16 protein-coding genes are annotated in these 25874 nt (G+C 53.2%); 4 read left to right on the top strand and 12 right to left on the bottom strand.

Translation table 11 applies throughout. The annotated features are described in order from the left end of the window. Window positions 1-202 precede the first annotated feature (202 nt). From K0B01_08290 to K0B01_08275, 4 genes are read left to right on the top strand one after another with little or no spacing between them, the layout of a single operon-like run. Window positions 203-1201: a KpsF/GutQ family sugar-phosphate isomerase gene (locus K0B01_08290; protein MBW6486128.1), complete on the top strand. Its 999-nt coding sequence runs from the start codon at window positions 203-205 to the stop codon at window positions 1199-1201. Window positions 1202-1225: 24 nt separating this feature from the next. Next, window positions 1226-3583 carry a polyphosphate kinase 1 gene (gene ppk1, locus K0B01_08285; GenBank protein ID MBW6486127.1) on the top strand — a complete coding sequence of 786 codons (2358 nt, stop codon included), beginning with the start codon at window positions 1226-1228 and terminating at the stop codon, window positions 3581-3583. Then, on the top strand, window positions 3580-4197 hold the full coding sequence (locus K0B01_08280) for an HD domain-containing protein (GenBank protein MBW6486126.1): 618 nt from the start codon (window positions 3580-3582) through the stop codon (window positions 4195-4197). The genes ppk1 and K0B01_08280 overlap by 4 nt, the downstream gene beginning before the upstream one ends. Before the next feature lie 37 nt (window positions 4198-4234). Next, window positions 4235-5842 carry a CHAD domain-containing protein gene (locus tag K0B01_08275; protein ID MBW6486125.1) on the top strand — a complete coding sequence of 536 codons (1608 nt, stop codon included), beginning with the start codon at window positions 4235-4237 and terminating at the stop codon, window positions 5840-5842. Window positions 5843-5861: 19 nt separating this feature from the next. Here K0B01_08275 and pap read toward each other — a convergent pair whose 3' ends face one another. The 12 genes from pap to K0B01_08215 form a co-directional block, all read right to left on the bottom strand. Next, window positions 5862-7343, bottom strand: coding sequence for a polyphosphate:AMP phosphotransferase (gene pap / locus K0B01_08270; protein ID MBW6486124.1), 1482 nt, complete (start codon window positions 7341-7343; stop codon window positions 5862-5864). Window positions 7344-7555: 212 nt separating this feature from the next. Next, on the bottom strand, window positions 7556-11272 hold the full coding sequence (gene recB, locus K0B01_08265; GenBank protein MBW6486123.1) for an exodeoxyribonuclease V subunit beta: 3717 nt from the start codon (window positions 11270-11272) through the stop codon (window positions 7556-7558). After that, window positions 11269-14571, bottom strand: a complete 3303-nt coding sequence (recC, locus tag K0B01_08260) for an exodeoxyribonuclease V subunit gamma (protein MBW6486122.1) — start codon at window positions 14569-14571, stop codon at window positions 11269-11271. The genes recB and recC overlap by 4 nt, the downstream gene beginning before the upstream one ends. Window positions 14572-14619: 48 nt before the next feature. Then, complete coding sequence (locus K0B01_08255; protein ID MBW6486121.1) at window positions 14620-15315, bottom strand: AAA family ATPase; 696 nt, start codon at window positions 15313-15315, stop codon at window positions 14620-14622. 66 nt (window positions 15316-15381) lie between these two features. Continuing rightward, window positions 15382-17475, bottom strand: a complete 2094-nt coding sequence (gene fusA, locus K0B01_08250) for an elongation factor G (GenBank protein MBW6486120.1) — start codon at window positions 17473-17475, stop codon at window positions 15382-15384. Between the two features lie 90 nt (window positions 17476-17565). Further along, window positions 17566-18693 carry an alanine--glyoxylate aminotransferase family protein gene (locus tag K0B01_08245; protein MBW6486119.1) on the bottom strand — a complete coding sequence of 376 codons (1128 nt, stop codon included), beginning with the start codon at window positions 18691-18693 and terminating at the stop codon, window positions 17566-17568. A gap of 262 nt (window positions 18694-18955) precedes the next feature. Beyond that, a complete protein-coding gene (locus K0B01_08240) occupies window positions 18956-19960 on the bottom strand; it encodes a class II fructose-1,6-bisphosphate aldolase (GenBank protein ID MBW6486118.1) in 1005 nt (334 codons plus the stop codon). 112 nt (window positions 19961-20072) lie between these two features. Continuing rightward, entirely contained in the window at window positions 20073-21464 is a 1392-nt protein-coding gene (locus K0B01_08235; GenBank protein MBW6486117.1) for a sigma-54 dependent transcriptional regulator, read from the bottom strand. Beyond that, the gene (locus K0B01_08230; GenBank protein ID MBW6486116.1) at window positions 21461-23242 is read right to left on the bottom strand and encodes a PAS domain S-box protein; all 1782 of its coding nucleotides are present in this window, start codon (window positions 23240-23242) and stop codon (window positions 21461-21463) included. The genes K0B01_08235 and K0B01_08230 overlap by 4 nt, the downstream gene beginning before the upstream one ends. 67 nt (window positions 23243-23309) lie before the next feature. Then, window positions 23310-24062: a serine O-acetyltransferase gene (gene cysE, locus K0B01_08225; GenBank protein ID MBW6486115.1), complete on the bottom strand. Its 753-nt coding sequence runs from the start codon at window positions 24060-24062 to the stop codon at window positions 23310-23312. Continuing rightward, window positions 24056-24697, bottom strand: coding sequence for a methionine biosynthesis protein MetW (gene metW / locus K0B01_08220; GenBank protein ID MBW6486114.1), 642 nt, complete (start codon window positions 24695-24697; stop codon window positions 24056-24058). The genes cysE and metW overlap by 7 nt, the downstream gene beginning before the upstream one ends. Next, window positions 24687-25838: a homoserine O-acetyltransferase gene (locus K0B01_08215; GenBank protein ID MBW6486113.1), complete on the bottom strand. Its 1152-nt coding sequence runs from the start codon at window positions 25836-25838 to the stop codon at window positions 24687-24689. The genes metW and K0B01_08215 overlap by 11 nt, the downstream gene beginning before the upstream one ends. Window positions 25839-25874 lie beyond the last annotated feature (36 nt).

Raw genomic sequence — 25874 nt, 5'->3', positions numbered from 1 at the left:
ATTTATTAAATATGACGCTTGCGTTGAATAACGACATTTTTTAAGGCCACGGCCGAGCTTAACAGGCAATTTTTTGGCCGTTCCGATCAGAAAAACTACTTCGCCAAAATCAATCGCGGATTTTGGGTGAAGAAATGAACCTTGTCATATGCCGTTATTTCTGATACTTTCCCTATACTAAAGGGATTTTTACGGAAAGGACATTCCATTGATTGATGATATTTCCATAAAACAGGGTAGAGAGGTGCTCCGGATTGAAGCGGAAAGCATCTTCAGCCTGATCGGAAAAGTTGGCGAATCTTTTTCCCGGGCGGTTGAATTGATTTACAAAAGCAAGGGACGGGTGATCGTCGCCGGGATTGGCAAATCGGGGCTGATTGGCAAAAAGATCGTTGCCACTCTGACCAGCACTGGAACGAAGGCCCTGTTTCTTCATCCAGTAGAAGGATTGCACGGAGATCTGGGAATCGTGACGAGGGGCGATGTGCTGATCGCCATCTCCAACAGCGGGGAAACAAACGAACTGAACCTGATCATCTCCAGTATCAGCGAGCTGGGCGTGCCCTGCATCGCCTTTACCGGCAACCTCTCCTCGTCGCTGGCGCGCACCGCCGATATTGCGATCGATGTTGGCGTGGAAAAAGAGGCCTGTCCGTTCGGTCTGGCTCCCACTTCGAGTTCCACCGCGGCGCTGGCGATGGGCGATGCCCTCGCCGTCGCGTTGATAACTCGCCGAAATTTTCAGGAAGAGGATTTCTACAAATTTCACCCCGGCGGCAATCTGGGACTGAGGCTGAGGGCGAAAATCCGGGATGTGATGGTTGCCGGCTCCCAAATTCCGCAGGTGGCCGATACGGCGACCTTTCTCGAAGCGGTACGGGAAATGGACGAGAAAAACAAGGGATTCGTCATTGTTGCCGATGCAAAAACCCATATCAAGGGAATCATGACCGATGGCGACATCCGCCGGATCGTTCGCCGGGAAGTTGATTTCCACACAGCCTCCGTCACTGATTTCATGAGCCCGGCGCCCAAATCGATCAGGGAAGAGATCACCGTCGCCCAGGCGATCGAATATATGCAGCGCGAAGAGATAACCACCCTCGTTGTGGCAGACAGGGAAAACCGCCTCCAGGGATATGTGCACCTCCACGACATCCTGGGAAGAGGGGGTTCACTGAAGATCGCCGTCGCGGAATAGCTTCAGGAAAAGGAGCATAATCTCATGAAAGAGATCAAAGCGACAACCTTGAAAAAGAAGAGAACGGTAAAAGCATCCCCCAAAAAGACAAAAGCGTCGCTTGCTCAAAACGATGCCAAGCTGCAGACGCAGACAACGGCGCACCCTGATGGGGAAAAGATCAAGGAAATAAGCATCAAGGACCCCTCTTTGCTGTTGAACCGGGATCTCTCCTGGCTCGAGTTCAACCGCCGGGTGCTTGAGGAAGCCGAAGACCCCTCTACGCCGGCCCTCGAAAAGCTGAAATTTATCTCCATCTTCAGCTCCAATCTGGATGAATTCTTTCAGATTCGCGTCGGCGCCCTGGCTCGTCTCATCCAGGCCGGGGTAATCGATGCGGATCCCTCGGGGATGCTCCCCCAACAGATCATGACAGACATCGCCCAAAAGGCGCGCGCCTACGTTGCGCAACAGTACAGTTGTTTCCAGCAGATCGTCCTTCCCGACCTCCAACAGGCCGGAATCCGGATTCGCTCCGTTGATTCCCTTGACAAAAAAGAGATCAACAAACTTAACAGATACTTTGAGACGCAGGTGCTTCCCATTCTTACGCCGCTCGCCGTTGACGCGGGTCATCCCTTCCCCTTTCTCGGCAATCTGCGACTCAATCTGATGGTCATGTTCAAGGAGCCGCAGACCACCCTTGACTCACAGACCTACCTGTTCGACATGGATTCCACCCAGGACAACTATATTCAGCCCTACGCCTTTATCGAGGTCCCTTCGCTGCTGCCGCGGCTGATCCCCGTGGAGGAGGGGATAAACAAAAACGAACGCCATTTTGTCCTGCTCGAAGACCTGATCAGTTTGAAAATCGGGGGGCTTTTCCCGGGGATGAATATCACCGCCTGCTTTCCCTTCCGCGTCACCCGCAATCAGGATTACGACCTCCACGAAGACTCGGTGATGGATCTGCTGAAATCGGTGGAAGCCGAACTTAAAGACCGTTCCAACAAAATCGCCGTCCGTCTTGAGGTAAAAAAAGGCTTCCACCAGAAGATGCTGCGCACCTTGTGCCGGGGGCTGGCAATGGAAGAAACCAATATCTATCACATACCCGGTCCGCTGAACCTCTGCGGACTGCTGCCGCTATACGATCTGCCCGTTGCAAATATTTACCGGGATGAGCCGTTCAATCCCCGGATTCCCCGCCGTCTTGCCGGCAAGGAGGACATCTTCAGCGTTATCCGGGAAGGCGACATGTTCCTCCACCACCCGTATGACTCATTCGGAGTTGTTGTTGACTTCATCAATACCGCCGCTGAAGACCCTGATGTGCTTGCCATCAAGCAGACCCTTTACCGGATTGACCGCAATTCGCCGATAGTCGAAGCCCTCTGCCGCGCTGCTGAACATGGGAAGCAGGTTACCGCCGTGATCGAGATCAAGGCCCGTTTTGACGAGGCAAAGAACATCGATCTTGCCCAGCGTATGGAAAAATCGGGCATCAACCCCATTTACGGCTTTGTCAACTGGAAGATCCACTGCAAGGCAGCGCTCGTTGTCAGACGCGAAGGCGATAAGCTGCGCAGCTATGTCCATCTTTCCTCGGGGAATTACAATACCCAGACAGCCCAGCTCTACACCGATGTCGGGCTGATGACCGCCGATCCGGAAATCAGCAATGACATCGCCTCGCTGTTCAACGTCATTACCGGATTCAATTCCTGGACCGGCAGGGACATGCTGAAACCGGAAAACATCGAGGCGCGCTTCAAAAGGCTCTTCCTTTCCCCTGTAAATATGCGCGAGCGGATCATCGCGCTGATTGATCGCGAGATCAAGCAATCCTCCGCCAAAGCGCCCGGTCGAATCATTGCCAAGATGAACGCCCTGCTCGACGAGCCAACCATCCGCGCCCTCTATCGGGCGTCACAGGCAGGCGTAAGGATAGATTTGATCGTCCGCGGCATCTGCTGCCTGCGACCCGGGATTCCCGGCATCAGCGAAAACATCCACGTAAGCAGCATCCTCGATCGGTTCCTTGAACATTCCCGCATCTACTACTTCCATAACGGCGGCAATCCGGACATCTATTCGGGAAGCGCCGACTGGATGCCCCGCAACTTCAAGAAGAGGGCGGAAATCCTCTATCCTGTCAATGACAAGAAGCTAAAAACGCGGATCGTCAATGAAATACTGATGACGTATTTAAACGACAACATCAAATCCCGCATCATGCAGCCGGATGGAAGCTACCGGCGTGTGCCGCGCGATGTCGGCAAACCCCCGGTGCGCAGCCAAAGCGCCCTGATCGCGATCGCGCGGAAGGGCGGGTTAAAATCGCCCCCCTACTCCGAACTCGTCAAACGGATCGGTCAACGGAAGGGTAGAAAAAAATGAACACTGGTGGGGAAAAAGGGTATAAAGCAGCCACCGTTGCCGCCGCAATCAAGAAAATCATTACAGAGGCCAATGCCGACTTGGCGCATGCAAGAAATACCACTGAACTGACGCTCACCCTCTTCGACGCGCTTGTCGGCCTCCACAAACTGACCCTCCGCGACCGTTTTCTTTTGGAGGTCTCGTCAATGCTTCACGATATCGGCTGGTTGCGCACAACAAATGGCGCTCATCACAAACACAGTCGTGACATGATCCTCGAGGCCAAGCTTCCCGGAATTAACAAAAAAGAGCAAAAAATCTGCGCCCTGATCGCCCGCTACCATAACAAGGCGGAACCGGACGCGGCAAAGCACAGACAATTCGCCTCGTTGAAGAGTTCGAGTAGATTTGTTGTTTTGTGGGGTGCGGCAATACTGCGGGTCGCCGACGGACTTGACTGCAATCATAATGGCAAGGTGCACGTTGCCGGCTGCAATATCGTAAAAACGAGACTGACGATCCTCCTTGCCTCCAAAAGCGACTGTTCCAGGGAAATCAGGAGGGCAAAAAGGAAGGGGGCGCTGTTTTCCCGGATGGCCGAACGGGAGTTGGCGTTTCTGCAATGCTTATAGCGTTCCCCTTTGATATCCACCAAACCAGAGAAAAAAGATGAAAGCCAAAACGCTGAAGAAAGACGAATACAGGTTCCTCCTGCCAAATTCCGGAATGGAGCAGGCCATTCTCGCTTCGCTTGGTGCGCTGGGTTGCGAAATCCAAACACAGCGAACAATCACCCAGGAGGATCTTTATCTCGATACGTTCGACTGGCGTCTCTTCAGACACGGTTTGTCGCTGCGTTTTTGTCGCACGGCAGGAAAGGCCCATTACACGCTGAAAATCCTTGGACCAATAAAGGGTGATTCGGCGGAACGTTCGGAGATTGAGTGCGCAGCGGGGGAAAAGACCGGGGCGCCATGGGATATAAAGGAAACGGACATAAATGGAAAGATTGCGGAAATTATCTACCCCCGCCGTCTTCTGGGACACATCGCCGTCCGCGCCCGGCGGCGTACCTTCAAAGTTGTCCATCCTGACGGCACAGTGGTGGAAATTGCCTTCGTTTCCTCCGCGTTTCGGGCTGAGGGGTTCCAGAAACCAGCTTCCGGTCGCCTCTGCGAAATTGCACTCGACTTTGCAAAGGGAACAGCGGCGACATTGGAGGCAATGACGAAAAACATCACTGAAAAATTCGTCCTTTCCCCCTGCCCGCAGTCAATTTTAGAGACGGCAATCGAACGTCTCGGCATCAGTTTCCCGGCCAAGAATCCTCCCGCCGAGCTAACCGTGAACACCGATGACCGCCTCGATCTTGCCGTAAAAAAGATCCTTTCGTTCCAGCTTGGCCGGCTTCAGGAAAACATCCCCGGAACACTGGCGGACATCGACACCGAGTTTGTCCACCAGGCGCGTGTGGCGACACGCCGGATGAGATCACTGCTGCGACTCTTCGCGGACGCTGTTCCCCAAAGAAGCGCGGAATATTTTTCCGGTGAACTCCTCTGGCTCGGCTCGCTTTTTGGCGCGGTTCGTGATCTCGACGTTTTTTCGCTTAACTTGAACAAGTTCAAAAACGAGATTACGCTCGCTCCGCAAAGGGTTCTGGAAATCCTTATCCGGCAGATTCAGCAGGAACGATCCACCCTCCTGGCCGAGCTCAGGGATGGACTATCGACAACCCGTTGGCGCATTTTTTCGCTCAGGATGTCAACATTCATAACAAGACAGCCGGCTATTCACCCGCTTGCCCCCTTAGCTCTTGCGAAGGTGGGGGAAATTGCCCCTTCGGTCATTTTCGGGCTTTTCAACAAGGTTATTTCCCGGGGTAACCGTCTATTGTTAAAGCCACGAATGAGATATTTTCATAAGTTACGTATTCAATTCAAGAAACTGCGTTACACATCCGAATTCTTCAACCCAGCTTTTGACGGCGCCCTTGCTTCTTTTATCACGGATGCGGTAAAAATACAGGATTGTCTGGGAGAACTTCAGGATACCGTTTTTACTAAGGAACTGATCTCTGGCCTTCTGAAAAAATGGAGGGGAAGCGTGATGGAGCCGCGGCTAATATTTATCCTCGGAGAGATACATCAGCTCCAGCAGGAGATCGCCCGTGCCAAACAATCCGAGTTTATGGAAATCTGGAAACAATTCGACCGCCCGGCGACCGTTCTGAAACTGACCAAAGCGCTGGGAGCAGAAAAACCTCCGGAAGCGTAACGGGACTTAAACAAAAGACTTATAAAACCGCTTCAATATTCTTGACAACCGTTTTCAAAATATCGATGCGCGCGGCATACTTGTTGTCGGCAACCACTATTCGCCACGGGGCGATCTCCGTCGATGTTCTGTCAACCATGTCGCAGACCGCCGTGTGGTACAGATCCCATTTTTCCCTGTTTCGCCAGTCTTCCTCGGTAATTTTGAAGCGCTTGAACGAAGTCTTTTCCCGTTCCTTGAATCTTCTTAGTTGTTCATCCTTGTTTATCTGCAACCAGAACTTAACGAGAATCGCCTTGTTACGGACGAGTTGCAGCTCAAAATCATTTATTTCGGAATAGGCGCGCGCCCAATCGCTTTCAGAGCAGAACCCTTCCACCCTTTCAACCAGCACCCGGCCATACCAGGAGCGATCGAAGATCGCAAAGTGTCCGAGACGAGGAATATGCCTCCAGAAACGCCAGAGATAGGGCTGGGCCCTTTCCTCTTCGGTGGGAGCGGCAACGGGAATTCCCTGATAGATGCGGGCGTCGAGCGCCCCCATTACCCGCCGGATAGCGCCGCCCTTCCCTGCCGCGTCCTGACCCTCAAAAACCAGAACGACAGAAAACTTTCTGAATCCGGGATGACGCGTAAGGGTATTAAGACGTCCCTGCCAGCTCTCCAGCTCTTTTTCATACCTTCCCTTACTTATTGCCCTTGCGGTGGGCAAAGCGGTAAGGACGTCCTTGCCGTCTATCTGGGGTGGAATCGGGGGTATTTTACCGTCAGACGAACAGCAAAGAGAGTTTTCGTTAAGCCTTTCGCGGACAGCCTGCAGCAGCCGCTTACCAACTGTCAGACTGCGGTAATTATGGTCAAGCCCTTCCACAACCATCCAGGGCGCTTCTGCGGAACTTGTTTTTCTCAGAAAATGTTCTGATATTTTCCGGAATTTGTCATAACTTTTGAAACGCTCCCAGTCACTGTCGGTAACCCGCCAGCGCGAACGAGGATCCTTCTGGAGCTCCTTGAGGCGTTTTTTCTGCTGTTCTTTGGAAAGATGAAACCAGAATTTCAGAATCAGCGTTCCTTCATCACTGAGCATCCGCTCAAACCGGATGATCTCTTCGGTCGCCTGATCGAGCTGGGAGGATTTCAAGTTACCCAGCACTCTTCCGACTATCGGCGCGGAATGCCAGGCGCCGTAAAAAATACCTGTACTGCCCTTCGGCGGGAGCGCCCGCCAGAAACGCCACATGTACGGCCGCTCCCGCTCCTCATCGGAAGGTTCAGGGAAGGCGTGAGTCTGGATGTGCCGGGGATCCATCCATTCATTCAGGACGCTGACCGTCTCGCTCTTGCCTGCCCCATCGACCCCGCCGACAACAATGAGCACGGAAAACTTTCCGCTCCGGAAAAGATCATACTGGGCATTCAACAGATCCTCGCGCAACCCGGGAACGTCGCGATCGAAAGTCTGTCTGTCAATCTTGTGTCCAAGCTCGGCTGATTCAAACATATCGGTTCCTCTCAGTTTTGCGTAAGATATGAATGTTATATACACTATTTTCATAATAGAAACAACCGGACTGCTGCAAGTTAACGCTTCGTTAAAGCTGCTGTAAGCTCTCAATAGTTTGTAGGTGGATAGCGGCTTGGCGAAGCAGTCAGGATATTTTGACGAACGGGGAGCTTACTGTTCATAAAGGTGTTGGGGTCAATGATTTGTTCTTAGACGCCCATTAACTCACGGCTGAGAAAAAATAGACTCTCCGGTGCGGGACGGTCGTAATATACGCCGTATTCTCCTCCCCAGGCAGGGTTCATCCCCCGCAGAAAAAGGTAGAAAACCCCTCCGAAATGGCGGCGATAGTCGTAATCTGGCTGCCGCAGCTTCAGATATGCGTGCAACGCCAACAGATAGATGTAGTATTGCAGCATGTATTTATGCTCGGCCATGGCCGCGGGAAGTTTGTCGCGCCTGTAATCAAGTCGGCTTTTGCCGAGAAAATTGGATTTCCAGTCCACCAGAAACCAACGCCCCTGCCAGTTAAAAACCATATCCATAAACCCCTTCATGAATCCGCGCAGAGGTTCGAACTGGATGCGCCTCAGCGAGTAAATAAAGTCATCAGGCCGGGGGGGTTCTGCAAAAACTCCGCTTTCGCTGAAAATATCCCTCAGCCTGTCCCGGGAGAGATTCTTCAACGGAAAGTAGAATTCGAGTTCGTTCAGACGATGTTGCGTCCCAATTTCGGATAAGCGGATAATCTCCTGTTTTTCAACCTGTTTGTCTCTGTCACTGCCCATCTCGGCGATAAGTTCTCCGGATGCCCCCCCGTCCGAGATGTCCGGAGGGCGACGGTGAATGTTCATAATAATCAACGGGTGGTGGATAACCCGGTCGATCATTTCCAGAACAGTACCCTGCAAACCGGGATTAAAACCGTTTTCGCGCAGTTTTACGAAAACCGCATCCCCGAGGGCGGGCTCAGGCGCTTTGGTGAAATCGCATTGTTCAAGTATTTCGTGGAGAAGAACACCGGAGCGGCTGCCGGGGGGGAAATTCATGATCGGATCATCTTCGTCTATCTCCCCCTCCCGTTCGGAAAACGCTACCTGGGGATTGTCCACAGCGTCGCGATCGGGATACTCGTCGGCTTGTCCCCCGCCTCCGGCAAGATAGGAAAAACTGGCCACCCGCCAGGAACGGTCGATCACCCCGTCAAACTCCCTGCATTGCGGCTCTGCGACAGCAGACGGACACGGCAACGCGGTTATTTGCTCGCAATCCGGCAGCGGCGAGAGCTTAATCGCCCCTTGCGACGCGGCGGCTATCTCCTGCATTCGGGCGCGGACAGAATCATCGGAGAGACCATGATAATTTTTTGCCGTAGCCGTCACAATATCCTCATCTTCCCCGTCTTCTGGGCCATGTAAAAGATAAGCGGGCGCGGATGTTCCCGCTTTGTTGATCCATCCCCAGACAAAGGTACAACTATTTACAGCCCTTGTCAGGGCTACGTAGAAGAGGCGTATTTCTTCGGCAAGCAGCTCTTTTCTGGTCTGCCGCAGATGGGCGGGATATTCGTCAGAGCCCAGATCGCAGACCTGCCCGCGTGCCGGCTCATGATAGAAAAGCGGCGCTTCCGGTTCCCTTAATCCCCCCCAGAGAAAGGGACAAAAAACAATCGGGTATTGCAGCCCCTTGCTCTTGTGGATCGTCACGATCTCCACCGCGGCGCTGTCGGTCTCCAGACGAAGCTGATGTTCCTCCCCAGCCGGATTGTCCAGCTTCCGGGCAAACCATTGGAGAAGAATATCCAGGGTCATATTTTTCTCTTCCGCCTCTTTTTGCAGCACCTCGGCTATGTGCAGGAGGTTTGTCAAACGACGTTCTCCCCCGGCAAACGAAAGCAGCCGCTCCCTTACGCCCTCCCGATCGATAAAAAATCGGAACATCTTCAATAATCCGGCGTTCTCCGATAATTCGTGATAACGCTGGAATTTCTGATGCCAATCTTCCCAGAGGATTTCATCAGCCTTCAGGGCGCAGAGCGCCTGGAGATCATACCCGATAATATCGGCTGCCAGCGCTGCCAGCATAAGATCATCCCGATCCGGAAAACGGACGGCTAACAGAAAACGCTCCATTTCCGTCGCCTCATGCGAAGAAAAAACGTTTTCGGCACTATGCAGAACGGTCGGTATTTTCAGTTCGGCAAGGGCATCCCGGCAGAGGATCGCCTCCGGGTTTGTACGAACAATGATCGCAATATCCTCTGCCTGCACCCCCCGCTTGCCGATGGCAGCCTTTCCCTCTGTGCCGGAAACAATGAGTCTTGCAATTTCAGCGGCAAGAGCTCTGGCGATCCGGGGCCGGGCAATGCCCCGGGACAGAGGTTTTCCCTCTCCGGCATCTATTAACCAACACTTCATGGGTTGATCATCGATGCCATCAATACTTAATTTATTTAAAAAACAATCACGTCCGGATGAGGCGTCCCGATACTCGATCTCCGGAAAAACAAACGGCGCCGTTCGCCTGGAAAAGAGCGTGTTTACGGCCTTGATCAGGGTAGGTTCGGAGCGCCAGTTGGCCGTGAGGGTATAAATAGAATCCACCTCTCGGCCCGCTGCCAGATAGGCAAAAATGTCCGCGCCGCGAAAGCTGTAAATAGCCTGTTTGGGATCGCCAATCAGAAAAAGGATGTTCCCGACGTTGCGAAAGACCTCTGAAAAGATTGCGTATTGAACCGGGTCGGTATCCTGAAACTCGTCAATCAGCGCGGCTCTGTACTGTTTGCGGAGAACCGCCGTCAACTGTTTCCCCCCATTTCGGAAAAGGGCATGCCGGAGGCGGAGGAGTAAATCGTCAAAATATTGAACATTGTGCTCCTGTTTTTTCAGCGGCAGCTCTTTTGTCAGCGTCAGCAGCAATTCCCTCTTTACATAAAGCAGACGTTTCTCCAGAATTTCCTGCAATTTCCCGGAAAGGGACAATATTTGCCGGCACAGCTCAAAAAATGGATGTTCCGGAGGGGTTGTCCCCTTGCGTGCCGCCGCAGCGATAAAGGCGGCGGAAAATTTCTTGAAGAAGTCGCCGGGAAAAAGCGACGGCGCCCCCGGAGAAAGAAAAATGTCCATTTCCGCGATCAGCGATGCAACCCTTTCGCCGTAAATATTTTTTTTCAACGCCGGATTCATGAGAAGTTTTGCCGACTCTCCGCGAAAGGAAGGCCACTGATCGCGCAGCTCGGACAACCTCTGTTGCAAATCGGCGACAAGAGATTCCTGCCTTTCCGGAACGGGCGGCGCCGTTTCCGGGAGTATCAGCAAATCCTCGGAAATGTGACTGTTTCGAGAAAATTTAAGCAGGCTGAGCGGATCGATTTTACGATTCAGCGCATAGGCGGCAAATTCAGGAGAGGTTTCGTAGAAATTCCTCCTCCAGAAATCCTCCACTATCTCTTCCCTGAGCTTCAGGTCGTCGGTTATCAGCTCCGTATCAAAAAGCTCGCCGCTCGCGAATGCATTTTCCTGCAACACCCGTCGGCAAAAGCTGTGGATCGTGTAAATTGCCGCCTCGTCGAAATCGGCAAGCGCCCTGGTCAACCGTTCAACCGCCCTTGCTCGTTCCTCGGCTTTTGCCAATTTTCGGGAAAGCCCGGCAAGAAAACCGTCCGCTCCCGTGTCGTTTTTCAATACTCTGAGCGCGGCGCTTATGACCTTGCGGATTCTATCGGTAAGTTCGTTGGTCGCGGCAACGGTGTATGTGACAACAAGTATCTCCTTTACCGATAAACCCGCTTCTATCAAAAGGCGCAGGTAAATTACCGTAATGGCATGGGTCTTTCCTGTTCCAGCTCCGGCTTCAATAAGGTTCGCGCCTTGCATGGGGGCGTTGAGGGGGTCAAACTCCCCCCTGAAAAACTTATTGTCTTTCATCTTTCCACCCTCTTTTTGCTGCCAAGAAGCGGCTGGAAAACCATGAGCGCCGTTTTCTGAAACGCACCGTCCCTGAAAGGCGGTTCATCGCCGAAGCATCGCTGGCAATAGGGGTCGTTAATCTCCCCATAGGCATATTTCTTGTCATCCCAGGTTGCCATCGCCCGCCTCAGTGCCTCCTCTTCACTTTTTCCTGCAAAAATAGCCTCGGCATAGCCGAGAGACGTCTCCGGGAAAAAGGGCAGCGGCCGACGCAGGCCGGCGGAGTACAGACCGAGAAGTTCTTCCAGGAGAGCCGCCGGATTTTCAGGTCGTGCCAGAACCCATCCCCCCTCTCTCCCGAAAAAAAGCGCCGGCAGTGAGAATCCCTCCTCGGCAACGGAGATCAGCAACAGCTCAATCCAGCCTCCGAGTAAATCCCGGGCGCGAATTTTACCAAACCGGTACTTCAGAAGACCCGATTCGGTCAGATATTTCAACCTTCCGGTCACCCGCAGTCCGGCGATCCCCAAATCAACGTCAACCATCATTTTATGAAAATCGATTTTCGCTTTCTTCCCCCAGCCGGGAATGGTTTTCAATAATTCTACCAATTCGTTTACCTCGCCGGCCAGTGATTCATATTCGCAGAAACCGATGGTTCCGTGAGGAAGATTCCCCGCCGCCGTCAAGACGGGATAAAGTTCCTGCAGGTCCCCTCCTTGAAGGGCATGCTCCAGCATGGTTTCCGCCGTCTGGAATCCTGCAAGCCCACCCATGCGGAACAGCTCTTTTTCGGGCAGTATTTCATACCCGTTTTCGAAGGTAAGGCCAATCCTCTGTTTCAAAAGATATCGCGACGGATTGCTGAAAAATGACTGCAAATTGGCAATGCCGACTTCCCGCCAACCCTCCTCCGGTTCGGAAAGCGGGTCGGTAAAAAACTGTTCCTTTAACCGGCGCTCCTGAAATCGAAGATTAATGTCCATAAATCGAAGATTAATGTCCATAATGAGCGCCCGGGCCGCTCCCAGATTTTCCCGGGAATAGCTGAACAGTTTTGAGCTATTAGAGAAATATTCGGGATGAAATGCCTGCAAATGGTGCAATGTGAACAGTTGTTCCTGCAGTGTCCCCGCCTCGGCGCTGAATCCCTCCTCCAGACAGTCAAGCAGCTCCGCTACCACACCGGACGGGGGAATGATGCTGTTGTCTTCGCTGCTGAGTCCGGTATAACTTATGTAAAATGTTTTACGGGCGGACAGCAGCGCCTCCAAAAACAGGTAGCGATCCTCGTCCCTTTGCGAGGGGTCCCCGGGCCGCGGTTTTCTGGCCATCAGATCGAAATCAACGGCGGCAGAGCGCCGAGGAAAATCGCCGCTGTTCATTCCGAGCAGGCAGACAATCCGAAAAGGAATACTCCGCATCGGCAGCAGCGAGCAGAATGTAACCCCGCCCCGCAGATATCCGTAAGGATGAATGGTTTTCTGGAGATAATTCCGAAGAAGAGCTTTTGCCGTTAAAAATTCAACATTTCCAGTGAACATGGCCCTGTTTTCGATGGCCCCTGTCTCTTCGACTTGTTTGCGCAAAAGGTGAAGGTCTTCTTCGTCGTTCTGGCCGCCGGATGATGCAAAAAGGGAGTCGATCATTGACAAGAACGAAAGCGACCACGCTTTCAGGGAACGGGGCGCCATAAGGGTCTTGCGAAGCGAAATTATCGTTTCAACGAAGGAAATAAATCGTCCCAGGACTTCCCCGTCGCTGCCTTCGATGTCTCCATACGGCACAATTCCGGCAAACATGCCCGCAGCGCCGGGCAATGCATACCCTAACAGCAGACGCTCCATCCCCATTTGCCAGGTATTTTCACCGGTAGCAGGCAGGCCGGACATTTTACGATCGAGGGCGTCCGTCCCCCAACGAATTCCCGATTCCACTGCCCAGCGGCGCATCAGCTCCACCTCTTGCTCTCCCGCTCCAAAGCGTCTTCTTACGGGAGGAAAATCGAGCAGCGCCATAACATCGGCAAGCACGAAGCGGCCTTTCAGAAGCTCCAGAACGGCAAGCAGCGCCTGAACAAAGGAATTTCCCCTGGTCAGCCCCCGATCAGCAATACTGAAGGGAATCTCCCTGCCTCCAAAAACTACCTCGATAAACGACCCGTATGCTTCTATCCGGGGCGACATGACAACGACATCCTTCGGCAAAAGCCCCGGTTCCCGGGAAAACATTTCCAGGAGCTGATCGTAAAGCACCTCTACTTCCCGCAGAGGACTATGGCAGGAATGGATTTGGATTGATTTGTCGCACGAAGACAGCATAACTGCGGGGGCGTCAACGCCGCGTTCACGCAGATTCAGGATGTCCGACTGAACGATCTCTAAAAGGGCATTTTCCCCTGGCTCGGAAAATTTATCGGTAATATCGAAGGAAAACTGGAAAAGCTGCGCATAAAAATCCCGACCGCAACGGCCAAAAGAGGAAAGCAGTTTGTTACCCCGCTGCAGGTAAAGATCATCGCTGGTGGCTGTTTTCCAGGACGTATTTTCCCGCACCCGCTTTACCATCATCCCCATCTCCCGTTCCGAACGTATATCCGTCCAGAACTCCCGGCTGGGGTTCAAGAAAAATCCATTTATCTTAATTGACCGGGAAAGAAGCTTAAAGATGTCCAGATACAGGGGGGGCAGATTGGAGATGCCGAATATCGCGATCCGCTCAGGAAGAAGCGGGCGCACCGTCTGCTGGTTTATTTTACTGGCAATAGTTGCGCGCAGGCCGCCGATATGCTCAGCCCGGCAGGCGGCGCGGATTTTTCTCCACATGTCTGCCTGCCACTGTTCTTCGCCTGTCGAGCCGTCGCCCTTTTCCCAGGCGGCAATGGTCTCCGGACGATAGACCAGATAACGATCATAAGCCATGGCCAGCATTGAGGAGAACTGGTATGCCCGCAAGCCGCCGGGATCATCGGCAAGGTAGTTCCGGATTTCGATATAAAGGGGATCGCTCAGGCAGGGCGGCAGGGCCTCCATAATTCGCCATGTCAGGATATCGGGGTCATACTCGTCGCCGATCGAGATCCCGGCGAGCTTAACCCCGCTTTCGTAAAGAAAAGCACGCGGAAAGGGAAAGCGGACATTCGCAGAGACGCCGTTTTTCTCTGCCAAACGCAGCGAAACCCAGTGCTGCATCCCCTTGCTCTGGACAACGACAATCTCGCTTTGGCAGGGATTTAAAAGCGGAGTATGCATGACATCGGCAAGCGCATCCGCGAGCGTTTCCAGCCTGTTTCCCCAATAAATGTTGAAACCGCCCATGAATATCTGCCCCCGCTGCCAAAGAAAACTTCAGCTTGTCCTTACGACTTAAAACTTTTCCTTGATCAGCATTGTGGTTGGATCGAGCAGCGCCGATGCGCTAATGGCGACGCTTCCCCGCAGAACCTTTATATGAACGTCGGCATGTTCATGCCGAAGCTCCATGATGATTTCAAACAATTCAGCAAACGGTGCAAAGGAGGAGGGGAAACTATCCGCGACCGGCTCTTCATGACGGTGGGTCTGAACGGTGAACCATGCCTGCATCCCGCGTTTTTCCGCCAGTTTTTTGAGTTCCTTGATATCCGAAATTCTCGAATCTTCGAAGTTCAGACCGTCGATGATCATGATGGAGGGAGAAAATATCCCCTGCTCGGAGAGATCGTTCAGTCGTTCCTCCAATTTAGGAACGCTGAAACCCTCGACACGGAAGGTCATGATAAAGCGATTGGGCAGCAGAGACTCTAAAAAAGCGGCTTTATTGACTCTTTCGTCACCGGCGGCAAGGAGACGGAAAAGCTCATTATACCAAATATTTACCTTGTCAACTGGATCGTTGAGGCTGATATGGAGAACCTTTTTTTCATTGAGCAGCCCGCTTAAGGCCAGTTGCACCAGAAAGGCTGTTTTGCCTACCCCGGCGCGGGCCAGAACTGCGCCGAATCCACCTTGGGGAAGGATTTCTTCTGACTCAAAACCGAGTTGACGCATGGTGTTGCGAAGGATCATTTCCTGTTTAATCATGGCGTGACTCCTGTCTTTGAATTCAAAAATACGTTATCATTATTGTTTATATCCACACCCCCGACTTCATGCCTCGCTTTTTTTCTTCTGGACAAATTCCTCGGCGAGCTTTTCCGCGACTGACAGCGGAACCTGCCGGTAGATGGAAAATTCCATCGTAAACTGCGCCTTACCCTGAGTCGAAGAGCGCAACACCGTGGAGAATCCAAACATTTCGGAAAGGGGCACCTGAGATTCAACCACCGTCATTACTCCCTCGTCCTGGGCGCCGACGATCATCCCGCGCCGCTGATTGAGCAGGCCCATGACAGAACCCTGAAACTCCGTCGGCGTTTCGACGACAACCTTCATGATCGGCTCCTGAATTACCGCCTTCGCCCTTGCATACCCCTCGCGGAAGGCGCCGCGGGCGGCAGCCTGAAAGGCCATTTCCGACGAGTCAACCGCGTGGTAAGCCCCATCGTTGATGACGACCCTGACGCCGGTCACCGGAAACTCCATCTTGGGCCCCTTGGCCATCGAAAGTTGAAAGCCCTTTTCGCAAGCGGGAATAAAATTGGTCGGGATCAAACCGCCCTTGATCTGATTGTCGAAGATGAAATCCTCGTCGCCCTCGGTTATAGGCTCCATATAGCCGGCAACCCGGCCATACTGGCCGGAGCCGCCGGTCTGCTTCTTGTGCGTGTAATTGAACTCGCCCCGCTGGGTTATCGTTTCGCGATACGCGACGCGCGGCTTGCTTGTTTCGACTTCCGCATCGTATTCCCTTTTCATCCGCTCGACGTATATTTCCAGATGCAGCTCGCCCATCCCCTCGATGATCGTCTCCAGCGTTTCCTCATCCACATGGGTGTGAAACGTCGGGTCTTCCTTGGTAAAACGGTTGAGCGCCTTGGACATATTTATCTGCGCCTTGTTGTCCTTCGGAACAATGGCCAGCGAAATAACCGGTTTGGGAACAAACATTGAGGTCATCGTCAGGTTGAGTCCAGGAGCGACAAACGTATCTCCGGAGGAACACTCGATTCCAAAAAGCGCCCCGATGACCCCGGCCGAGACTGACTCCATGTCTTCCATCTGATCGGCATGCATCCGCACAACCCGCCCCACCTTGGTTTTTTTACCGGTGCGCGTGTTGACGATGGTCGCGCCCTTTTCCAGGATGCCCTGATAAACGCGGATGTAGGTAAGCTGTCCGTAAGCCCCCTCTTCCAGTTTGAAGGCCAAAGCAACAATCGGCTTTGTCGGATCAGAGTCAAGAACAACCGGCGCCTCATCGTGATTCAGATCAAGGGCGGTGTTCACCACCTCGTCCGGAGAGGGCAGATATTTGATGACTGCGTCCAAAAGCGGCTGCACCGCCTTATTTTTGTAGGCAGAACCGATGAAAACCGGGGTCATTTTTCTTGTCAGGGCGCCTTTGCGGACGGCCCTGGCAATCATTTCCTCGGTAACCTCGGTTTCCCCGAGAATCGCCTCGGTCAGTTCGTCAGAAAAAAGCGAAGCGGCATCGATCAGTTCCTCGCGTTTGCTGCGAGCGGCCGCCAGAAGTTCGGGAGGAATCTCTTCAACACGGATAATCTCTCCGTTGGCGCCGTCAAAATAAAGCGCCTTCATGGACAGCAAATCGACAACCCCCTGGAAATTGGCTTCCAAACCTATCGGTATCTGCATTGCCACTGCGTTGTGACCCAATTTGGAACGAAGCTGCGAAACAACCCGCTCCGGATTGGCGCCGCTGCGGTCGCATTTGTTGATAAAGGCAATACAGGGAACATTGTACCTTTTCATCTGCATGTCAACGGTAATGGACTGGGACTGAACGCCGCCGACAGAACAGAGCACAAGCACCGCGCCGTCCAGTACGCGCAACGAGCGCTCCACCTCAATGGTAAAATCCACATGCCCGGGGGTGTCGATGATATTTATCTCATAATCCTGCCATTGGCAGAAGGTAGCCGCGGAGGCTATGGTAATGCCCCGTTCCTTCTCCAGCTCCATCGAATCCATGGTGGCGCCAACGCCGTCCTTGCCTTTGACGTCGTGAATGGCATGGATTCTTTTGGTGTAAAACAGAATACGTTCCGTCAGCGTCGTTTTTCCCGAATCAATGTGCGCGCTAATCCCGATGTTTCTAATTTTCTCTATCATGGTGCTCATACCACTTCCTTTATAAAAAATCGGTTGATAAACCGTTTGCTGCTTAATAAAATTTCTTTATTTACAATATAATTAGAGGGCTTACAGAAATCACGTTTTGTCATGGAGAATTTCCCGCAGGGCCTCGCACAGGAGTGTAACATTTTCCCTGCGACTGGAGAATCCCATAAGACCGACCCGCCAGATCTTGCCCTTCAGCGGCCCGAACCCGCCCGCTATGTCAATATTATAGGCTTCGCGAAGCTTTGTCCGTACAGCCGCGTCGTCAACCCCTTCGGGAACAAGAATCGTCGTGAGGGAGGGAAGACGGTTCTCTTTTTTGACCAGACACTGAACCCCGATACTGTCCATTTTTGCAAAGAGGTATTCCGCAATCCTCCGGTGACGCGCCCAGCGATGCTCCAAACCTTCTTCCAGAACCAGCCGCAGGCCTTCGCGAAATCCGTAGTGGAGCGTGGTCGAGGGGGTATGATGATAAACCCTCTCCTTGCTCCAGTATTTTTCAATTTTAGTCAGATCGAGGCACCAGTTCGGCACCGGGGATTTCCTGGCATGCAAAACGGCGGCAGCCCTGTCGCTTACGGTAAAAGGGGAAAGACCGGGAGGACAGCCGAGACACTTCTGGGAGGCGCTGAAGGCGATATCAATTCCCCAGGCATCAATGGAAAGGGGAACGCCACTCAAGGATGTTACGCAATCGACAAGAAAAAGCGCTCCGTGCCGATGGACTATCTCGCCGATTCCTTGAAGCGGCTGCAAGGCGCCTGTCGAGGTTTCCGCATGAATCAAGGCCAGTATCTTGACGTTGCCGTTTTCCTGAAGCGCGGTCTCAACCTCTTCCGGCGTGAATACCTCGCCCCACGGTTTTTCGATCCGGATCACATTGGCGCCGTAAATCTTTGCCATTTCGCACATTCGATCGCTGAAATAGCCATTGCAGAGAATCATAACCCTATCGCCCGGCTCTACAAAATTGCAGTACGCGGTTTCCATGCCGGCGCTTCCCGTACCCGTCATCGGAAGGGTCAGGGTGTTTTCGGTCTGAAAAACCTTCCTGAGCAACTGCTGCTCCTCATCCATCAATGCCAGCCAGGCCGGATCGAGATAGCCGACGAGCGGGGCGCTCATCGTCCGCAATACGCGGGGATGAACCGCACTGGGGCCGGGTCCAAGAAGCAGACGATGCGGAACGTTCAAATCGCTGACGACAGATTCCATATCAATCCTCCCAAAAAGTTAGTTAAACAAAACGCCGCGGCAAATCCATTGTCGCGGCATAAACAACATATTACGAACGGCTGGGAACTACAATTTATGGGATGAGATGTCAAGGAAAATTAGCTGATTGTACTGACGACTATTGTCCACTACCTTTTATATCCCCGGAATATTTTTTAGGCAGCACCCCCCATTATGGTCAGCCAGCCAAAGCGGATTTCGCAAAAGAGGCGGCAGCTATTTTGAGCCCAGGGTAAAATAGCTATCTTTTCGAAGCGGCGAGGATCTCTACGGCCCGGTCGGCACTGCCCAGCACCTCGCGATTCTTGCGCATGTACATCTCGCGAAGCGCATCGCGCGCCGGTCCGAGGTATTTCCGCGGATCGAATTCCGCAGGCTTCAGTGCAAAAATTTCGCGGATTTTCGCTGTCATGACCAGCCTGCCGTCAGAGTCGATATTGATCTTGCAGACCGACGAGTGGGCCGCCTGGCGAAGCTGCTCCTCGGGGATGCCAATGGAGTCCTTTATTTTGCCGCCATATTTATTGATCGTCTCTACGGCATCCTGTGGCACCGATGAGGAACCGTGCAGGACGATCGGAAATCCGGGAATGCGCCTTTCTATCTCATGCAGTATGTCGAGACGGATTTGGGGATTCTGCCCCGGCTTGAATTTGTAGGCGCCGTGCGAGGTCCCGATCGCGATCGCCAGCGAATCAACTCCTGTGCGGGAAAGGAAATCCTGGACATCCTCCGGCCGAGTATAGGTATGGGTCCCGGAGGAGACATCGTCCTCGACCCCGGCCAGGATTCCGATCTCGCCTTCAACGGTGATATCGTGCTGATGGGCATATTCGACAACCTTGCGGGTCAGCTCCGCATTTTCCGCATGCGGCAGGTGGGAGCCGTCAATCATGACCGACGAAAAGCCGGATTCGATGCAGGAGATGCATGTTGCCAGCGAATCGCCATGATCCAGATGGAGCGCAATCGGAATCAAGCCAAGGTTTCGGTCTTTTGCCTCCCGTTTCATCATCTCGACAGCCCCCTGGGCCATGTAGCTCAAAAGCGTCCGGTCGGCGTAGTCCCTGGCGCCTTTGGAAACCTGAATAATAACAGGAGACTGAGTTTCAAGGCAGGCCATCACAATCGCCTGCAATTGCTCCATATTGTTGAAATTATAGGCGGGAACGGCAAACTCGTCTTTTACAGCCACGGAAAACATCTCTTTTGTGTTCACAAAGCCCAGGGTTTTGTAATCGATCATGACATTCCTCCTTCGTAAAAAAGATTAAAAAAAAGACGACGTCCCTCAACGCCCGTGAAAAACACGAACTCCGGATGTACGTCTTATCACAGACAGCCACTGCCGACAACAGTTACTTCAGACCTTCGTCGCCGCCTGGATGATTATTTAGCCCATACTCCTTTAATTTGTTCTGCAGTGTGCGACGGTTGATGCCGAGACTTTTTGCCGCCCGTGTGCGGTTGCCGCCCATATCTGCCAACGTCTTGATGATCAGGGCCTTTTCCATCTCGAAGATGGAGAATCCGGAGGAGGTATCGAGAAAGTCCTTCCCTTCTGCCGGAGAAAGCATTTGAATAACGAGGGGAAAATCGGCAGGGATAATCGCCGCTTCCCGCGCCATGATTACGGCCCGTTCGATGCAGTTCTCCAGCTCCCGGATGTTTCCCGGCCAATCGTAACGCACGAGTAAATCCATAGCCTTGCCCGCAATGCCCTTGAGAGCCTTCCCACTCTTAGAAGAATAGAGAGACAAAAAATGCTCTGCCAAGGGCGGGATGTCCTCTTTCCGTTCGCGAAGCGGGGGCAGCATAATCGGGACGACATTCAGCCGATAATAGAGGTCTTCCCGGAAACGGCCGCTCTTGACCTCCGCTTCCAGATCCCGGTTCGTGGCGGCGATTACACGGATATCCACCTTGACGGTGCGGTTGCCGCCCAGCGGCTGAAATTCCTTTTCCTGCAATACGCGCAGGAGTTTGGTCTGCACGGCAGTGCTCATCTCCCCGATCTCATCGAGAAAAATCGTGCCGCCATCGGCCAGTTGAAACCGGCCCTCGCGCCGCGCCATGGCGCCGGTAAAGGCGCCCTTCTCGTGTCCAAATAGTTCACTCTCTAACAGTGTTTCAGGAAGGGCGGCACAGGAAACCTTGATGAACGCCTGCCCGGCCCGGGGGCTGTTGTGATGAATGGCGTTGGCCGCGACTTCCTTGCCGGTTCCGCTCTCACCCATTATCAGCACGGTTGCATCGGAGGGCGCCACGAGCGACAGCATATCGACGAGACCTCTCATTTTCGCACTCCGGGCAATGATCCGGGAAAAATCGAAACGATCCCCCAAGCGCTCCTTGAGCATGATGTTCTCCTCACGCAGGTGATAATGCTCCAAAGCCTTGCCAAGCAGAATCTTCAGTTCATCGATGTCGAGAGGCTTCATCAGATAGTCGAAGGCCCCTGCTTTCAGCGCTTCCACGGCTGTTTTTACCGAGGCGTAGGCGGTCATGATCAGTACTGGCACATGGGGGGAAATCTTGCGAATCTCGGCAAGCGCCTCAATGCCGTCCATGGCCGTCATCCGGATGTCAAGCAGGATCGCATCGAAGGCCTCTTTTGCCACTGCCGCCACCGCCTCCGTACCATCGGAGGCCTCTTTCACTGCGTACCCATCCTCCCTAAGAACCGCGCGCAACATCAGCCGATGACTTGCTTCGTCATCCACAACAAGAATCATGGGTTTATCTTTCATCCCTGCCCCTTTCCTCTTTCGGCAAATCGCAGATTGATGTTCATGAACGGCAGAATTATCCGGAACCGTGTCCCCTCTCCCGGCCGGCTTTCCACGCTGATGTCTCCGCCGTGGCCTTCAATAATCTGATGCACGACCGCCAATCCCAGCCCCGTTCCCTTCCTCTTCCTGCTGAAGAACGGCTCGAAAACCTTTTCGAGGTCTTCCTCGGGAATGCCGTCTCCCGTGTCGGTTATAACTATCGCAACTGCCTCGGGCGATTCCGTTCGTTGCAGCGAAAGCATGATCTTGCCCCCGCCTTTCATTGATTCCATGCTGTTCAAAACGAGATTGATGAATACCTGAGACATCTGGTCTCTGTCCACGTGCACATCGGGCAGGTTCTCTTGATATTCCTTGGATATCGATATCTTACGCTCGGCCAAATCGGAGGCCAGCAGTTTCAATACATGATCGGCAATCTCTTCCAGACGCTGCGGTTCCCGGTGGGGGACCTTCGGCCCGGCAAAGTCCAGGAGTTCCGTGATGACCCGATTGAGGCGGTCCACCTCCTTCACCATGACTATGGCATACCCCTCTTCCTCCTCCTGCCCCTTGAATCGCTTCGCAAAATACTGGGCAAACCCCTTGATCGAACTCAAGGGATTGCGAATCTCGTGGGCCACGCCGGCAGCCAATCGTCCCAGAGAGGCAAGGCGCTCGCTCCGGCGGACCTTCTCCTGAAGGTCGCGTATCTCTGAAAGGTCTTTTATGAGCAAAACCCTTCCCTGCTCCTGACCCGCATCATCCTTGAGCGGCGCCATGCTGACGCTGATCGGGATTTTGACGTCACTTTCCCGGCGGCGAATCTCCATCTGCTTTTCCTTTACGCCCCTGCCGCTCGCGCCAGGGGCAAGCGGCTCTTCCCAAACTCCCTCAAGGAAATCGGCGATATTCCGGCCCTCCATGGTTGCCGGTTCTACTCCAAGAATCTCTCCCGCCTGTCTATTGAAAGTGACGATTTCCCCATCCCGGTCGATGGACAGCAAACCGTCGGCCATGCTTTCCAGGACATTTTCGGTGTAACTCTGCATCCTGATTAGCTTGTTATCAACGAGATAATAATTCTGAACGATAAAAACGAAATAAAGCGCCCCCGTTCCCAGGATAACGAGAATCGCGGCCATCAGGAGGTTATGATGACGGTCCTGCAGGCGGGCCGCTTCGGCTGTTGCCAACCGTAACCTCAGGAAGATCATCTTGTCATTGGCTGATTTTCGCATTGTCCCTCTTGCCTCGACCGTCTGCGCATCACGCAACTGCACAACGGGATAGGGCCGAAACAATCGAATAACTTCAAAGACCCGCTCCCCCGGTGCAAACTGTCGGTAGCGAGTTACCATTCCCTGCTGCCGCAAGAGCGCCTTGAGTGAAGATGTCTCCAATAAATTGCCGCCGCTGGAAATCGCCGCTGATTTGACGGAGGGGCTCACTGCCACGGCGACGCCCTCGTGGTCGAAGATCGCGATCGAGGCAATCTCCGGTTCGCGGGCAACCTCATTGACGAGTTTCTGGAGACGGCCGGCACCGGCAGAAGCAGGGTCATCGGCCCGCACCCCGGCCTCAATGGCCCGGATGATGACCTGCGCTTCCCGGATAAGCGACTCTTCCATTCGCCCCCGTTCCCGGCTCATGTTCCGGTACGTGGAAATTGCGATAACGAAGAAGAGGATAATCACGGCAACGACGATGGTCCATGCGGGCAAGTATAGAGACTTATAGCGTTTACCTTTTTTCATCGGGCTGCCGGAATGTGTAATTAAGGGTTCTATTAAGGGATCTCAGGGCACGAAGATAGTGTCAAATTTATATCCCGGCCCCCCCGTCAAATTCATAAGTCTGGGAAAAAACGTCGAGAATTTCCCGCTTTTTCTGTTCCACATACTTATCCAGATCAACCTTGATGCCCTCGAGCTGCTCAACCGCTTCCAGCCTTTCCTCCATGGAATCTATCTGTTTCCCGAGAAATTTGAAGGCGTCGGCGATGGGATCGGGCAATTTATTGTGCCCCAGTTCAGTGAGTTCCCGGGCGGAAAAACCCATCCCGATCCGCGCCGGCACACCTACCGCAATGGCGTTCGCGGGCACGTCCTTAACCACGAGGGATGCGGCCCCGATTCTCGTACCATCGCCAATATGGATGGGCCCCAAAACAATCGTACCCGCCCCGACAAGCACACGGTTGCCTATGGTGGGATGGCGTTTTTCCTTCTTCAGGCTTACCCCGCCCAGCACTACTCCCTGGTAGAGCAGGACGTCGTCGCCGATATCGGTAGTCTCCCCGATCACGACTCCTGCGCCGTGATCAATAAAAAATCGCCTGCCGATCCTCGCCCCGGGATGAATCTCGATGCCCGTTGCGAAACGGCCGAGATGCGATATGAAACGGGCCAAAAAATAAAACCGGTGATTCCAGAAAAAATGGGCGGCCCGGTGCATCCAGATAGCGTGCAGACCGGGATAGAAAAAAATAACCTCAAAGATATTTCTTGCCGCCGGGTCTTTCTTGAAGACGTTTTGCACGTCCTCCCAAATACCCTCTTTTATATTCTTCAGCATGGTTTAGCCTTTTCAGCACCGCTGTCAGGAGTGAATTCTTCCCCCCCCGTCAGCACAAAGATCGCATTGAGGGCCAAAAGATTGGGCCAGAATCTGATCAGCTTATCACTCCCGAGCCAATAGGCCTTCAGGATGCGGAGTTTCTTCTCTTCGCAAAAATTCCTGAAATCATCAATGCTCAGGCAGCGCACGTTGGGGGTATCGTACCACAGATGGGGCAATGACTTCGTCATCGGGGCGATTCCCCGGAAGAAAAGCATGAACCGGGCAGCGATATAGGCAAAATTGGGAAAACCGACGATGACCTTCCGCCCCACGCGCAGGGCCTCCCGGATGATGAAATCGATGTTAGTCACCTCCTGCATGCTCTGATTCAGGATAACGTAGTCAAACGACTGATCGGGGTACTCGACGAGCCCGCTTGTGATATCGCTGTTAAAGACGCTTAATCCTTTACGCACACACTGGTAAATGGCGGCATCATCCAGTTCTATCCCCTGCACCTTGGCGCCCTTGTCCCGGGCCAGAAAATAGAGGAGATCGCCATTCCCGCACCCCAAATCGAGAACCCGGGCGCCGGGCGTCACTGCCTCATAGATGATTTTATAGTCCAGACGAAGGGAGTCAGATGTCATAAGTTTTCACTACCTCGTAGCCTTGATATGTCTTATCCAAAAAATGTTTGACGAGATTTTGCTGCTCATCCATTTCCACAAGAAAGGCATCATGCCCATACGTGGAGCGCAGTTCGCAATAGGTCGCATCCACGCGCCTTATCTTGAGCTCTCGCACAATTTCCTGCGACTGAACGGATGGATAAAGCCAGTCAGAGCGATACGAAATGATCAGGAAGCGGGGGTCCGCCTTTCGCCCTTCGGGAACAAGCCTCCCCCCGGAAAGATCGAAATAATCGATCGCTTTCGTAATGTAGAGATAGGAATTGGCGTCGAAACGTTTTACGAAACTGTCGCCTTTGTAATGCAAATACCCCTCTACCTCAAAATCCGCACCGAACTTGAAATTGTAACTGGCGTTTTTCAGCCGGCGGGAAAACTTCGCCTCCATGGACTGAACGCTCATAAACGTAATATGACCGATCATCCGAGCCAGAGCCAACCCTTTTTCCGGCTGTCCGTATGCGTAGTAATTGCCATCACGCCAGGCCGGATCGGCCATTACCGACTGCCGCACCACCTCGTTGAAGGCGATCTGCTGGGGTGAATGCTTGAGGGCGGTAGCAATGGGGATGGCCGAGCGAATCCGTTCGGGATAAGAGGCCACCCACTGCAGCACCTGCATTCCACCCATGGAGCCCCCCGCCACGCACATAAGTTTTTCAATGCCCAGGTGATCAAGCAGATGACGCTGCGCTTCCACCATGTCGGCAATGGTAATGCTGGGGAAATCCAGAGCGTAAGGCTCGCCAGTAGCGGGATTTACAGACGATGGCCCGGTGCTTCCCTTGCATCCGCCGATTACGTTCGTGCAGATGATAAAATGTTTGTTCGTATCGAAGGCCTTGCCCGGGCCAATCATGCCCTCCCACCAACCCGGGTCCTTTTCACCCTCAAGATAACCCGCCGCATGCGCATCCGCGGATAGCGCATGACAGACAAGAATGGCATTCGTTTTGTCGCCGTTCAGCTCTCCATAGGTCTCGTAGGCGATCGTTACGGGTCCGAGCTTTCCCCCTAATTCAAGGGGCAGCTCATTCGGCGGCTCGGCAAAGGTAAAATATTTTGTTTGTACCGAACCTACACTTTGTTTCTTTTTCATCTTAGCAACACCGATCTTGCGGTTAAATACCAGCGC

The sequence above is a fragment of the Syntrophobacterales bacterium genome (assembly GCA_019429105.1).
Lineage (GTDB): Bacteria > Desulfobacterota > Syntrophia > Syntrophales > UBA5619 > DYTH01.
This window is presented reverse-complemented; position numbering and strand designations above follow the sequence as displayed.

Coding starts and splice junctions, on each gene's coding strand:
- K0B01_08280 (MBW6486126.1), top strand. CDS start 3,580: ATGAACACTGGTGGGGAAAAAGGGTATAAAGCAGCCACCGTTGCCGCC.
- K0B01_08240 (MBW6486118.1), bottom strand. CDS start 19,960: ATGATCGATTACAAAACCCTGGGCTTTGTGAACACAAAAGAGATGTTT.
- K0B01_08275 (MBW6486125.1), top strand. CDS start 4,235: ATGAAAGCCAAAACGCTGAAGAAAGACGAATACAGGTTCCTCCTGCCA.
- K0B01_08230 (MBW6486116.1), bottom strand. CDS start 23,242: ATGAAAAAAGGTAAACGCTATAAGTCTCTATACTTGCCCGCATGGACC.
- K0B01_08235 (MBW6486117.1), bottom strand. CDS start 21,464: ATGAAAGATAAACCCATGATTCTTGTTGTGGATGACGAAGCAAGTCAT.
- pap (MBW6486124.1), bottom strand. CDS start 7,343: ATGTTTGAATCAGCCGAGCTTGGACACAAGATTGACAGACAGACTTTC.
- recB (MBW6486123.1), bottom strand. CDS start 11,272: ATGAAAGACAATAAGTTTTTCAGGGGGGAGTTTGACCCCCTCAACGCC.
- metW (MBW6486114.1), bottom strand. CDS start 24,697: ATGACATCTGACTCCCTTCGTCTGGACTATAAAATCATCTATGAGGCA.
- fusA (MBW6486120.1), bottom strand. CDS start 17,475: ATGAGCACCATGATAGAGAAAATTAGAAACATCGGGATTAGCGCGCAC.
- recC (MBW6486122.1), bottom strand. CDS start 14,571: ATGGGCGGTTTCAACATTTATTGGGGAAACAGGCTGGAAACGCTCGCG.
- K0B01_08245 (MBW6486119.1), bottom strand. CDS start 18,693: ATGGAATCTGTCGTCAGCGATTTGAACGTTCCGCATCGTCTGCTTCTT.
- K0B01_08255 (MBW6486121.1), bottom strand. CDS start 15,315: ATGATTAAACAGGAAATGATCCTTCGCAACACCATGCGTCAACTCGGT.
- cysE (MBW6486115.1), bottom strand. CDS start 24,062: ATGCTGAAGAATATAAAAGAGGGTATTTGGGAGGACGTGCAAAACGTC.
- ppk1 (MBW6486127.1), top strand. CDS start 1,226: ATGAAAGAGATCAAAGCGACAACCTTGAAAAAGAAGAGAACGGTAAAA.
- K0B01_08215 (MBW6486113.1), bottom strand. CDS start 25,838: ATGAAAAAGAAACAAAGTGTAGGTTCGGTACAAACAAAATATTTTACC.